The organism is Acidimicrobiales bacterium (assembly GCA_022452035.1).
Taxonomy (GTDB): Bacteria; Actinomycetota; Acidimicrobiia; order Acidimicrobiales; family MedAcidi-G1; genus UBA9410.
Window position 1 is genome coordinate 1 of record JAKURV010000037.1, and the last position, 13,462, is coordinate 13,462.

11 protein-coding genes are annotated in these 13,462 nt (G+C 70.7%); 2 read left to right on the forward strand and 9 right to left on the reverse strand.

The genetic code is table 11. The features are described from left to right. The 7 genes from ahcY to MK181_10130 form a co-directional block, all read right to left on the reverse strand. Positions 1 to 1,448 (reverse strand): adenosylhomocysteinase (gene ahcY / locus MK181_10100; GenBank protein MCH2420149.1); only part of this gene is annotated, 1,448 nt, incomplete at its 3' end. Positions 1,449 to 1,608: 160 nt separating this feature from the next. Continuing rightward, a complete protein-coding gene (gene manA / locus MK181_10105; GenBank protein MCH2420150.1) occupies positions 1,609 to 2,694 on the reverse strand; it encodes a mannose-6-phosphate isomerase, class I in 1,086 nt (361 codons plus the stop codon). Positions 2,695 to 2,714: 20 nt separating this feature from the next. Beyond that, positions 2,715 to 2,951 (reverse strand): Trm112 family protein, encoded by a 237-nt coding sequence (locus MK181_10110; GenBank protein ID MCH2420151.1) that lies wholly within the window; start codon positions 2,949 to 2,951, stop codon positions 2,715 to 2,717. Between the two features lie 10 nt (positions 2,952 to 2,961). Further along, complete coding sequence (gene manB / locus MK181_10115) at positions 2,962 to 4,311, reverse strand: phosphomannomutase/phosphoglucomutase (GenBank protein MCH2420152.1); 1,350 nt, start codon at positions 4,309 to 4,311, stop codon at positions 2,962 to 2,964. 10 nt (positions 4,312 to 4,321) lie between these two features. Continuing rightward, positions 4,322 to 5,491 carry a glycosyltransferase gene (locus tag MK181_10120; GenBank protein MCH2420153.1) on the reverse strand — a complete coding sequence of 390 codons (1,170 nt, stop codon included), beginning with the start codon at positions 5,489 to 5,491 and terminating at the stop codon, positions 4,322 to 4,324. Beyond that, entirely contained in the window at positions 5,488 to 8,163 is a 2,676-nt protein-coding gene (locus MK181_10125; protein MCH2420154.1) for a hypothetical protein, read from the reverse strand. The genes MK181_10120 and MK181_10125 overlap by 4 nt, the downstream gene beginning before the upstream one ends. After that, positions 8,163 to 8,882, reverse strand: a complete 720-nt coding sequence (locus MK181_10130) for a CPBP family intramembrane metalloprotease (protein MCH2420155.1) — start codon at positions 8,880 to 8,882, stop codon at positions 8,163 to 8,165. Before MK181_10130 ends, MK181_10125 begins: the two co-directional genes overlap by 1 nt. Before the next feature lie 86 nt (positions 8,883 to 8,968). Here MK181_10130 and ftsH point away from each other — a divergent pair, with 86 nt between their 5' ends. Together ftsH and MK181_10140 are read left to right on the forward strand one after the other, a co-directional pair. Next, a complete protein-coding gene (gene ftsH / locus MK181_10135; protein MCH2420156.1) occupies positions 8,969 to 10,903 on the forward strand; it encodes an ATP-dependent zinc metalloprotease FtsH in 1,935 nt (644 codons plus the stop codon). A gap of 11 nt (positions 10,904 to 10,914) precedes the next feature. Next, positions 10,915 to 11,361 carry a hypothetical protein gene (locus MK181_10140; protein MCH2420157.1) on the forward strand — a complete coding sequence of 149 codons (447 nt, stop codon included), beginning with the start codon at positions 10,915 to 10,917 and terminating at the stop codon, positions 11,359 to 11,361. 10 nt (positions 11,362 to 11,371) lie between these two features. Here MK181_10140 and MK181_10145 read toward each other — a convergent pair whose 3' ends face one another. Both MK181_10145 and MK181_10150 read right to left on the reverse strand, forming a co-directional pair. Beyond that, positions 11,372 to 12,811: a DUF5719 family protein gene (locus tag MK181_10145; GenBank protein ID MCH2420158.1), complete on the reverse strand. Its 1,440-nt coding sequence runs from the start codon at positions 12,809 to 12,811 to the stop codon at positions 11,372 to 11,374. Next, a partial coding sequence (locus MK181_10150) for a hypothetical protein (GenBank protein ID MCH2420159.1) occupies positions 12,808 to 13,462 on the reverse strand: 655 nt, incomplete at its 5' end. The genes MK181_10145 and MK181_10150, both read right to left, overlap by 4 nt.

Genomic DNA, 13,462 nt, shown 5'->3' on the forward strand with positions numbered 1-13,462 from the left:
CGGTAGTGGTCGGCCTTGTAGGGACCGTCTACCGGCACGCCGAGATAGCCGGCCTGTTCGGTAGACAGCTCGGTGAGCCGCACCCCCAGAGCATCGAGGTGGAGTCGGGCCACCTTCTCGTCCAGGGCCCGGGGCAGGGTGACCACGTCGACCCCGTAGGACTCGGCCCGGGCATGCAGCTCTATCTGGGCCAGGACCTGGTTGGAGAAGCTGGCCGACATCACGAAGCTGGGGTGTCCGGTGGCGTTGCCCAGGTTCAGGAGGCGTCCCTCGGACAGCACGATCACCGAGTGGCCGTCGGGGAATACGAACTCGTCCACCTGGGGCTTGATGGTGATTCGCTGGACGTCCGACATCCGCTGCAGCCCGGCCATATCGACCTCGTTGTCGAAGTGTCCGATGTTGCCCACGATGGCCTGGTGCTTCATCCGGCCCATGTGCTCGGCAGTGATGATGTCGCGACAGCCAGTGGCGGAGATAAAGAGGTCGGCCTGGTCCAGCACCCTCTCCAGGGTGTTGACCTCGTATCCCTGCATGGCGGCCTGAAGGGCGCAGATGGGATCGACCTCGGTGATGATCACTCGCGCTCCCTGGCCGCGAAGCGACTCGGCACAGCCCTTGCCTACGTCGCCGAAGCCGCACACCACGGCGGTCTTACCGCCGATCATCACGTCGGTGGCCCGGTTGATGCCGTCGATGAGCGAGTGGCGGCAGCCGTAGAGGTTGTCGAACTTGGACTTGGTGACGGCGTCGTTGACGTTGATGGCCGGGAACAGCAGCTCGCCGGCCTCCAGCATCTGGTACAGCCGGTGGACGCCGGTGGTGGTCTCCTCCGACACGCCTCGGACTCCCCCGGCGATGCGCGTCCACCGTTGCGGGTCGGAGGCTAAGGATTCGGTGAGGGTGGCCAGCACAACCTGCCACTCCTCGGGGTCGTCGTCGCTGGCCGTCGGCACGGCGCCCGCTGCCTCGAACTCAGCCCCCTTATGGACCAGCAGGGTGGCGTCGCCACCGTCGTCCAAAATCAGGTTGGGCCCCTCGCCGTCTGGCCACTCAAGGACCTGGCGGGTGGCCCACCAGTACTCCTCCAGCGTCTCGCCCTTCCAGGCAAACACGGGTACACCGCGCAGGTCGTCGGGTGAGCCATCGGGGCCGCACACCGCGGCGGCGGCCGCGTGGTCCTGGGTAGAGAAGATGTTGCAACTGGCCCACCGGACCTGGGCACCCAGGACGACCAGGGTCTCGATGAGGACGGCGGTCTGCACGGTCATGTGCAGCGACCCGGCGATGCGGGCGCCGGCCAGGGGCTGCTGGTCGGCGAACTCGGCCCGGAGGGCCATGAGGCCCGGCATCTCGTGCTCGGCGAGGCGAATCTCGTTGCGCCCGAACCCGTGGAGCGCCAGGTCGGCGACCCGGTGGTCCTCGGCGAGCGGCGGGGTGGTGGACATGACGACTCCTCTTCGCACCCGTGGGGTGCTTCGTGGCTCCGGACAGACCGGACGGGTTCTCGGAACCGGGCTGGGGTCGTCTGACACCGTTCAGGCAGCCACGGACCCCCGATGCTATCGCCGGTCCGCCGGCTGGTAGCGCCTCACTCCGTGGGACTGTTCAGCCTCCCGCGGAGACCCGGTGGGCCACCCCGTCCACGGCCAGACGGTAGGGGCCGTCGTCTACCGGTATCCAAGCCGCTTCGCCGGGGGTCAGATCCAGGCTGTCGCCAACCGTCGTCGTGCCCTCGACGGCCACTACGACGTCCGGACCGGTCCGCTCCCCGACCTCGACATCCAGGTCGCCGGCCACCCGCCAGACGGCGAAGTCGTCGACCGGTACCTCGTAGCGGTGCGCCCCGTCGCCCGGCCATTGGACGGTGGGCACCGCGGCCCCGTCGACCACCTCGGCCAGCACCGCCGGGGAGACGTGCTTGGTGGTGAAGCCGCCGCGGACCACGTTGTCGCACGGGGTCATCACCTCTAGCGCCACACCGTCGAGGTAGGCGTGCAGGACCCCCGGGCCGACGAAAACCGCCTGGCCCGGCTCCAAGACCAGGTGGCGCATCAGTGGGACCAGGAGCAGCGCCGGGTCTTCAGGGTGATGGTCGGCGATCCGGAGCACGGCCCCGGCGGCCTGACCGACCGGCCCCGGCGCCCCCTTGGCGGCCCGGGCGGCAGAAACCACCCGATCCACGTCGTCGGAGCGGTCGCCAGCCAGCGCGGCGGCCACCGGGTCTTGGACGTTCGAGCCGTCGACCTCTTCGGGACCGAGCAGGTCCTGGGGCACCGACAGGGCGGCGGCCACCTCGCGCGCCTCGTCCCGCTCCCGGTACCCACAGAGGGCGTCGAAACGGGAGACGGCGCACAGCAATTCGGGCTTGGGTCCGGGGTCGGGAAAGCAGCGGTCCGGATCGTCGCGGTCAAGGCCCGCTTCCTCTTCCCGCCGGTATCCGGCGACGGCCGTGGCGGCGTCGGGATGGGCCTGCAGCGAGAGCGGTTGGTCGGCGGCCAGGAGTTTGACGAGGAACGGAAGGTCGCCGTCAGCCAGTGGGCGGCCGTCGGCCAGGGTGGCCGGTGCCGACCAGTGGCTGCCGAACCAGAGTTCGGCCTCGGGGCAACCAGACGGCTCGACGCCCCGCAGGGCGGCTAGGGCGGTCGCCGAGCCCCAGTCGTAGTGCCGGAGCCAGCCGACCAGCCGATCCACGGTTCATGCCGCCCCGGGGGTTAGTCCCCGAAGGTCGGACGGATCCCCTCGGCCTCGGCGAGGGCCAGGAGGCGGTCGTGTTCAGACTCGTCCACCGCCTCGGCCTCGTCGATGAGCATCACCGGGATGCCGTCCCGCACGGCGTAGCGGCGCCGCAGGCGAGGGTTGTAGAGGGCCTCCTCGTCGGCGAACCAGAGGAGGGGGCCCTTGTCGTCCGGGCAGGCCAGAATCTCCAGCAACTTCGGGTCGAGCGTCATGACGGTCAGGTTATTGCCCTACCACGGCCTGCACCTCAGTCACCCGGACCTGGCAGGTCGCCTCGTCGGCGGCTTCCACGTTCAGGCGGAGCAGCGGCTCGGTGTTGGACGGCCGCACGTTGAACCACCAATCGCCCAGGTCCACTGTGAGACCGTCGAGGCGGTCCTGGGGCCAGTCGGCGTAATGGGCAGCCACCCGGTCGATCACCGCCGCCGGGTCCCCCACCGCAGTGTTGCGCTCGCCGGAAGCGGCGTACCGCTCGTAGGGGGCCAACAGGCCGCTCATCGGTCCGTCGAATTCCGAGAGGGCCTCCAGCACGAGGAGGGCGGCGATGAGCCCCGAGTCGGCCCGGTAGTTGTCCCGGAAGTAGTAGTGGCCGGAGTGCTCGCCGGCGAAGGCCGCCCCCTCCTCAACCATTGTCTGCTTGATGATCGAGTGGCCGACCCGGGTCCGCACGGCCCGCCCGCCGTTCTCGGTGATCACCTCGGGCACCGCCCGGGAGCAGATCAGGTTGTAGAGCACCGTGGCCCCCGGCTCGCGTTGGAGCACCCTGCTGGCCACCAAAGCGGTTGTTGTCGAGCCGGAGACCGGGCGGGCCCGCTCGTCAACCAGGAACACCCGGTCGGCGTCGCCGTCGAAGGCCAGACCCACATCAGCGCCCGTGTCCAGCACCCGGGCCTGCAGGTCGCGGAGGTTCTCGGGCTGGATCGGATCGGCCGGATGGTTGGGAAACGTGCCGTCCAACTCCGGGTAGAGCAGGTCCAGCTCGAAGGGCAGACCTGCGAAGACGGCGGGCACGACCAAGCCGCCCATGCCGTTAGCCGTGTCAGCCACCACCCGAAGGGGCCGCAGGGTCTCCACGTCGACGAAGGACCGAACGTGGTCGGCGAAGGCGGGCAGCAGGGCCCGGCTGGTGGTCGAGCCACCACCCGGGCCGTCGTCGAACCCTCCGGCCACCTCAGCGGCCATCTGGGACAACCCCGTGTCGTGGCCGACCGGACGGGCGCCGGACAGGCAGAGTTTCATGCCGTTGTAGCCGGCCGGGTTGTGGCTGGCCGTCAGGATGGCTGCCGGGACGTCCAGGTGTCCGGAGGCGAAGTACACCAGGTCGGTAGAGGCCAGGCCCAGGTCGATCACGCCGAGGCCCTCGGCGACCAGGCCCCGGGTGAAGGCGGCGGCCAGCGGCACTCCGCTTGGTCGCATATCGCGTCCCAGAGCCACCCGGTCGGTGCCGGGCTCGTTCCGCCGGACCAGCCGGGCGAAGGCCCGGCCGATGGCCTCGGCCAACGGCTCGTCCAGCTCCTCCGGGACCCGGCCCCGGACGTCATAGGCCTTGAACACGGCGTTCTGGTCGGACATCGCCGGAACGCTACCCACGGTCCCCGGACCGATCGGGGGCCGGGTAGCGGCCCTGGCGGGCCTGCTGTCGGATCCGTACTAGGTCGGTCATCAGGCGCAGCCCGTCGCTCAGGGCCCGCACCGTGGTGCGTTCGGAGTTCTCGACCTCAACGGGCACCTCAGCCAGGGTGAGGCGCCACCGTTCGGCCAGGTGGAACAGCTCCACGTCGAAGGCGAACCCGTTCAGGGTGGAGGCGGCGAACAGGCGACGGGCCACGTCGGACCGGAAGGCCTTCAGGCCGCACTGGGTGTCCCGGTACTGGCCGAGCAGCAGGGCGTGGGTGGCCAGGTTGACCAGCCGTCCGCCGACCTCGCGCAGGCGACCGGTCCGCACCAGGGTCCGGGTGTCGGTGTGGCGGCGGCTGCCCACCACCATGTCGAAGCCGTCCTCCACCCGGGCCACCAAGGCAGCCGCCTGAGCCGGCCCGTAGGCCAGATCGGCGTCGGTGAACACCACGGTCCGGCCGGTGGCCGCCGCTACGCCGGCCCGTACGGCCGCCCCCTTGCCCGAGTTGCGTTCCAGGCGAACCACCCGGTCGGCCCCGGCCGCCGCGGCCCGGGCCGCTGTGTCGTCCGGTGAGCCGTCGTCGACGACCACCACTTCCAGGTCGTCTGGGCCATCCAGAGCGTCTCCCAGTTCGCGGCGTACCCGTCCCACAGCGTCGGCGATGCGGTCAGCCTCCCGGAAGGCGGGCAGTACCACGCTGACCCGGACGTCGCCGACCGCCGGGGGACGGGGAACGGGTCGGTCCTGTTCGCGGCGGATGACCCGGAACAGGAACGCCCGGTAGGCCATGCCGCGCACGATGGCCGCCGCAGCCACGGCCAGCACCTTGGCGGCCAGGTCTCGGCCCGGGCCTCCCGGGGTGCCGACCAGGGCCAGGACGGCCAGGTCGACTAGCCCAGCGGCCACCACCACGGAGACGAAGACCCGTCGAATCCGGATCCACCGGGCGAAGGGGTCGTCGCGCAGGGTGACGACCCGGTGGAGGGGACGGGCCACCACGGCGGCGGCGACCAGCGCCACGACGTCGGCGGTCACCACAGACCAGCCGCGGTCCAGCAGTGCCACGGCCAGGCCGACGTCGACCGCCGTGGCGATCAGGCCGACCACGGCGAAGCGGCGCATACGTTCCCTCACGACGGCGTCCCCGACCAGTTGAGCGAATCGTCGGAGTCGCCGCCGGCCGCGACCTTTGCGTCCTCGTCCCCGCCGACAGTGACGTCGCCCGAAGGGTCGTCGCCCGTGTCCCCATCGGGGTCCGGCGGGCCGGCGGCCCGCCGCTCCACCCACCGGTCCACGAGGCGGTCACCGTCCGGCCCGAGGACCGCCGCGTCGTACCAGGGGGCCGACGGGTCGTCGGGCTCGGGCCGCCGGACCAGCACCAGCAGGGCCACCAGCCCAACGGCAGTCAGCAGCATGGCCACCACGTCGACGGTCGTCCGACCGTACGACAGGCGCACCTCCTCGTCGGTCGGGACCACGACCATCAGATTGGGTGTGGCCCGCCACGGGCCGAGGGCCCCCTCGACCTCCCAGTTGGGGAAGTACGAGGTCCGAACCAGGACGGGTACGCCGAGCCGGTCAACCCGGAACGAGACGGTGTCCACCCCGGCTTGTACGTCTCGGACGACGACGGCCGGCAAGGGTCGCCGTTCCGGCTGGTCAGCAGCCGCCATCCGTTGCCATCCGTCGGGGCCGCCCACCGTGCGTACCACGGCATCCGACCCCTGCTGGAATACCTCCACCGCCGGATCCATCCACCCGGCGTGGTCTACGTCGGAGAAGGCGGCCGGCTCGACGTCCAGCGGGACCACTAGGTCGGCCCCGTCGACGGCGAACACCGTCCACGGCCCACTGGTGGCCAGTTCGGTCAGGTGCCGGTGGGCCCGGGCTTCGTCGACGGCCCTCTCGGAGAAGGCGGCGTAGTAGGGGACGCCAAGCTGGCGTAGGTGGTCCACCCCGGCCTCCAGGTCGAAGCCCCGGTAGGGCAGGCCCCGCTGAGCTCGGGACGGCGACTCCGAAAGCTCCGACTGGACCAGGAAGTGGTACGGGGTGGTAGTGGACGCCTCGAAGTACAGACCCTCCATGGAGCCGATGCAGCCGTCGGTCCAGTGGGGCAGGAGCATGAGAGCCATTGGCGTGCCGTAGCGGACCAGGTCGCTGTGGTACTCCCACAGCACCCGGCCGCACCCATTCTGCTCGGCGATCCCAACCAGGGTGTCGGTCAGGGCCCGCTGCTCCTCCCAGCCGCCTCCCGTGTCGTCGCCCACCCGGGCCTCGTATCCGGCAAAGTTCCACCGGACCCACGGCCGCCCCAGGTTTAGCTCCTCGCTCTCGAAGCCCAGCCACGAGTAAGTGTTACCGGACATCGAACCGGTGGGCAGGACCCGTAACGGCATCCCCAGGTAGGCCACAAGAGCCAGGGAAGCCATGACCGCTCCCCCACCGCTGACCAGGCGACCGGACCGTCCGGAGGCCGTCCGGCGAAGGCCGTCGAGCATGCGTCCGGCCAGGCGCACCACGTCGGCGACGCCGATGGCGGCCAGGAGGTAGATGCTCAGGTAGTAGGCGGGCAGGACCCGGCCGTTGTAGAGGCGGCCCTCCGGAAGGTGGACGAAGGCCAACCCTAGGAAGAGGGCCGAACCGGCCAGCACCAGGCCAAGTCGCCGGCGGAAGGCGATGGAAGCCAACAGGCCGACGGCGGCCACCACGATGGCCAGCTGCAACGGTGGGTCGTTGGTCAAGAAGTCGGCAGCCAGCTCGTCGCGGTCCAACAGGTAGGACCGGAACCGGGTCAGCTTGTGCCACGCCATGTCGTTGAGGTGGGCTCGCTGCCACCAGAACGGCAGCACCCAGAAGGCCGAGCAGAGGCCGGCCACCAGCCCGGTGGTCAGCATCCACCGCACCGATTGTCGGCCAGGCCGTAGGACGACGGCCACCGCCGAGGCCACCAGGGCGTAAAAGGCGACCAGCAGGTGGCAGAGCCCGGTGAGGGCCAGCAAGACGGCTGCTGGGGCCCGTCCCCGTCCGGTCTCCAGACCCCGGACCAGCAGGCCCAGATACACGAGGACGGCGGCCACGGCCAGGGTAAAGGCGAACTCGCCGGCCATGGTCGACATGAGATTGCCACCCATGATGTTGAACGACCGGTCGAACATGAACGGCAGGGTGGCCACCGCGGTGAGAGCCGGGCCGGGGAAGGGCAGGCCGGCCAGGCGGCCGGTAAGCCACCCGGAGACCGGCATGACCAACAGGCCGGCCACTGTGACCCACTTGAGGGCCAGGCCGTAGTGGACGGGGACCACCAACACGACCACCGTGGCCAGGAGGGCAAGGAGGGCTGGCCAGCGGGCCGGGCGACGGCGGACCAGCCGTACGGCGGCCCAGCCGAGAGCCGGCAAGACCACGGCCAGCAGCGGTGTGGCCAGGCCGACGTCCAAGGCCACCACGAACAGCATGGGGACCACCATGTAGAAGTGGTAGGCGGGGAAACCGGCGTACCAGTCGGGGGTCCAGCCGCTGAGGCGGAACCGGGGCAGCAACTCGTCGCGGAGGAAGGCCGGCCCCCAGACGTGGGCGCCCAGATCGCCACCAGTGGGAGTGGTGCCGGTGAACAGCACACCGTCGGGGTTGACCACCCACAGCACGAACAGGACGCTGCCAGTGACCAAAAGGCCGGTCACCCAGGCGGTGAACGGGACCCGACGCAGGAAGGCCACCAGCGGGCCGGCCAACTCGGCCGCCTCGGGGGACCCGGCGGGGGTCGGTTCGATGACCGGCTCCCCGGGGGCCGGACCGGGGCCGCCCATCAGCCGCCCACGCCGACTAGCAGCATGGTGACGGCCACAGCGTTGAAGCCGAGGTGGGCCCAGACGGCCCGGCCCAGGCGGCCGTCACGCTGGACCAGCCATCCGCAGACCAGGCCGATAGTCACCAGGGCCGGGAACTGGAGGGGCTGCAGGTGGGCGAACCCGAACACCACGGCCGAGACCACCAGGGCGACCCGAGGTCGCATCCGGGCCTCGAAGGCCCGGAGAGCCAGCCCACGGAAGAAAACCTCCTCGACGATCGGGGCGCCGATCACGACAGAGAGCACGAGAAGCAGGATGCCGCCCAGGCCGTCGGCCTTGTCGGTCAGCTCGCGGGCCGGCGCCGAGATGTCCAGGTCGTCATCCAGCAGGAGCAGCGGCAGATAGATGACCGGCACGACGAACATCTGGCAGACGACACCGACCCACAGCCCTCCCCACACGTCCCGGGCCCTGGCCCCCCAGCCCAGGTCGGACCAGCGCACCCCCCGCACGACCACCAGCCACAGCGGAACGCCCAGCAGGCCCACCCACAGGGCGGCCTGCATCACGGCAACCATGGACAACGGCAGCACCTCGTCCACCTCGTAGTCGCCAAGGGTGAAGATCAACCCGGCCACCACCACGCTGGCCACCATCCCGATGACGACGCCAGCCACCACGTGGCCGATACCCCAGGCCCGGCCGGGTTCGGCCTCCTCGACGGGCTGGTCCTCCATCCAACGAACCCTAGCGACGGCTCCAACAGCCGCCCCGGTCGCCCAGCCGGGGTCGATCTGAGACGCCTCTCCCGTACGATGAAGGCATGGCAGAACGCCCCGACAAGCGCGCTGGACGGCGCCCCGAGCGTCCGGACCAGTCCGATCGCTGGCCCCCGACGGGTGCCCGACCGGGCCGCAACCAGGGCTGGCCCCGCTGGGGAATATGGATGGTTATGGGCCTGATCGCCGCCGCCCTGTTCTTCCCCAGCTTCCTGCCCTCCGACCAGATCGACGAGGTGGCCTACGACCGGTTCCTGGACCGGGTGGCGGTCGGCGAGGTGGCCGAGATCCTGGTCGACAACCAGACGGGTCGCATCGAGTTCACCGACGCGGAGGGCGCCACCTACGCCACCACCGGCCCCCTGGAACTCTCGATAGACGACCGGAGGCTGCTGGCCGACAGCGGCGCTGCGGTGCGCTTCGAAACGCCACAGCCCGGCTTCCTCCAGACGTGGCTGCCCCTGCTGCTCCCCGTCGGGCTCATCATCTTGTTCTTCGTGTGGATCAACCGCCGGGCCCAGGGCCAGATGAGCGGGATGATGTCCATCGGCCGGTCACGGGCCAAGACCTACACCACCGAGCGTCCGGACACGACGTTCGATGACGTGGCCGGCTACGCCGGGGTGAAGCAGGAAATCCGCGAGGTAGTGGACTTCCTGAAGGACACCGAGAAGTTCGCCGAGATCGGCGCCCGGGTCCCCAAGGGGGTGCTGCTGGTCGGCCCTCCGGGCACCGGCAAGACGCTCATCGCCCGAGCGGTAGCCGGCGAGGCCGGCGTGCCGTTCATGTCGGTCACCGGGTCGGACTTCATGGAGATGTTCGTCGGAGTGGGCGCCAGCCGGGTCCGCGACCTGTTCGAGACGGCCCGCAAGATGGGCCGGGCCATCATCTTCATCGACGAGGTCGACTCGGTCGGACGCAAGCGAGGCGCCGGCCTGGGAGGCGGCCACGACGAACGGGAGCAGACCCTGAACCAGATGCTGTCCGAGATGGACGGATTCGAGGACAGCGGCGGCATCGTGATGCTGGCGGCCACCAACCGGCCCGACATCCTGGACCCGGCCCTGCTGCGTCCCGGCCGCTTCGACCGCCAGGTCGTGGTGCCGCTGCCCGAGTTGGACGACCGGCGGCAGATCCTGGACGTGCACGTCAAAGGTAAGCGAGTGGACGACGACGTGGACCTGGACCTGGTGGCCCGGGGCACGCCCGGCATGAGCGGTGCCGACCTGGCCAACCTGGTCAACGAGGCGGCCCTGATCGCCGTGCGAACTGGTGAAGACAGCATCCGGGCCGACCACTTCGAGTCGGCCCGTGACCGCACCCTCATGGGCCAAAAGCGCGAGTCGATGGCCCTTACCCCAGACGAGAAGGAGGCCATCGCCTACCACGAGGCGGGCCACGCCCTTTGCGCCGCCGTGCTCCCGACGGCCGACCCGCTCCACAAGGTGACGATCATCCCCAGCGGCATGGCCCTCGGCGTGACCATGCAGTTGCCGGAAGAAGAGCGCCACATCCACCGACAGGACTACCTGGAGGACTCGCTGGTCGTGATGATGGGTGGGCGCATGGCCGAGGATCTGGTGTTCGGCGTGGGCTCCACGGGGGCCAGCAACGACCTGGTGCGGGCCACCGAGATCGCCCGGAAGATGGTCCGGGAGTGGGGCATGAGCGACCGGGTCGGCCCCATGGCGTGGGGCAGCCAAGGACAGGTGTTCCTAGGCGATGACCTGATGCACACCCGGGATTACAGCGACGACACGGCCCGGGTCATCGACGAAGAGGTCCAGCGGATCCTCACCGACCAGGAAGACCGCTGCCGCAAGCTGCTCACCGACCACCGGAACGCCCTCGACCTGATCGCTAGGTCGCTGCTGGAACACGAGACGATCAGCGGCGACGAGGTCGGACGCCTAGTCAAGGTGGCGGCCGCCCCCGGATCCACGCCGGCCCCGGTCGAGGATCCGACAACCGTCGACTGACCGGTCCTCTCGTGGACCGCCTGCTCGTCCTCGTCGTAGTGGCCGCCGCGGCAGCGACCCTGGCCTATCTGGTTCAGCGGCGACGCCCCGACGCCCCGATCCGCACTGGTTGGACAGTCCCCGAGCAGTTGGACCGCCGGGACTTCGCCCGTCCCGATGCCCCGTGGCTGGTGGCTGTCTTCACCTCGGCGTCGTGTGACAGTTGCGCCGCGGTGGTCGACGTGGCCGAGCCACTGGCCAGCGCCGCCGTGGCCGTCGACGTAGTGGAAGTCGACGAGAGGCGCGAGGTGCACGACCGTTACGCGGTGGACGCTGTCCCTATGGTCTTGCTGGTCGACACTCTCGGCGTGGTGCGCGACCACCACCTGGGGCCAGTGTCGGCCACCCACCTCTGGGGGAGCCTGGCCGAACTGCGGGAACCCGGCTCCACACCCGACGGATGCGACGCCGGCCACTGAGCTAACCCGGTCAGCTGTCGGGCCACCCCTCGGTGCCGGCCACCGCCACGGCCTGCCCGGCCGTCGACCCGAACCCTGACGCCTCCCGCACCGACGCCACCACAGGGGCTGTGGACTCCACGGCCAGCACGACCGGCGCTCCGGCGCCCAGGTCGAACGCCACCTGGGAACCCGGGTCCAGCTCGACAACGGTGGGCAGGCCATCAGGGGCCTGGCCGGCCAGCACCTTGACCTCCAGGGTGGCGATGCCGCTGCCCGACGGATTGGCCACGGCCAGCACGTCGTCGGAGCTGGCAAACCGCTCCCCGAGGTCCACCACCCAGCCCCGGGCCGCCACCCCGGTGGCCGGTCGGACGGCCAGATCGGGTGGAACGACGTCGTCCGGACCACCTGGCCCCCGCCGGACCAGGGAAGCGGCCAATGGTCGACCGTCCAGGGAGCGCACCTCGATGCCGAACGGGCCCACGCCGTCCAGGCGACCGTCTCCCAGGTTGACCACGTGACGCTGGCCGGCCCGTAGCACCACCGGCCACGGTTCCACGAATCCGTCGGCCGGTGAGGTCCGGGCCACCACCTCGAGCTCCACGGTCTCAAAGCCCGGGTTCAGAACCACGACGGCCAGGTCGCCGGCCGGTCCGGCGCCGGGCACGAAGAGACGGTCGGCGACGTCGGGCGTTCCGGGCGCCAGGTCCAGCCCTCGCAGGCCTGTCGGTCCCCGGCCGTCGGACAGCTGGAGCCGCGCAGCGACTAGCTGCCCGACCCGGACGTCGACCACGGCCGAAACCACGGCCGAGTCGGCGATACGAGCCGACACGTCGTAGGCCACCACCGACCGCCCGGGCACCACCAGGCCCTGCGAGTCCAGGGTCTCCCGGCGGCCGATGTCACCCACGAACCGCAGGTCAGCAACCGCGGAGGCCGGGAACGGGTTGTGCAGAAGCAGCCAGGTCCGGTTCCCAGGGCGGGCCGTGGTCGACCACGGCACCAGCCAGGAGTCCGACGTACGGGTCAGGCAGGGCCGCTGGTCGACGCCGTCCCCCTCGACGCGCTGGCCAACCACCACCGCCCCCCCCGGGACCTCGACGGTCACCGCAGCGAAGGCCGAGCCTGGGACAAACCGGCCGGGGCGGATCTCCAGGCGGTCACCGGCGTCCAGCCGGAAAGCCCGTTCCACAGCCCGACCACGGTCGTCGACCACGATCACCCGCCCATCGGTGGGACCGGCCGAGATGCTGGCCATCTCGACTACCCGGTGGTCCACCCCGTCAAGAGCGATGGTCGGCCCGAGGCAGAACCACAGGTCGGAGGACTCCCCGGCCAACGCCATGGCCGAGGGGGCCGCCGTGGGACGATCGTCCCGCCGTTCCTCCGGGTCGGCCACGGCCAGAGCCGAGGAGCCGAGCAGGAGGGCGACCAACACCACGAGGGCCGGCATGCGGTGGGCGTTCACCGCCGGACCTCCCGGGCCGTGCGGGCCCAGCTGGCCAGCAGCAAGACCACTCCGAACAGGGCAACCTGAACGGCCCGCCGGCCGGTTGATCCGTCGTCGTCCAGGACCAATAGGCCCACCGAGTCGCGGGCCACCCGCACCGACGGGTGGTCCACCACGGCCCCGGGCTCGTCCGGATCGACCAGGGGCTGGCCCACCCCGTCGACGACGAACTCCCACGAGCGGTCGGGGCCCACGGCCCATCGCAGAGCCCCGTCAGCCGACGCCGTCACCACCCGCTGGTCAAGGGCCTGTCGGGTCACAACCACCGGCACGGCCTGGCGGTTGCGGTCGCGGACCACGGCCAGCGGTGCCTCGACGGCCAAGTTGCGGTACACGGTGACGGCCCGGTTCAGCCCCTCCATGCGTTCCAGGTCCAGCTGGCGAGACAGGGCACCGACCAGGCGGTCGGGAACCATCACCTCGACCCCTGGTTGGGGAACCGGCACGGCCCGGTCGACGAGCACCACCCAGCCCACGCCCCACAGGCCCAGGCGGGCCCCCAGGCGACTGGTGTCACCGTCCATGGCGTCGTCCACGGCCATGCGGATGGCCTCCATACCCTCGGTCGGCTCCAGAGGCCACTGGTCGCCCAGATCGGGGCGGCCGTCG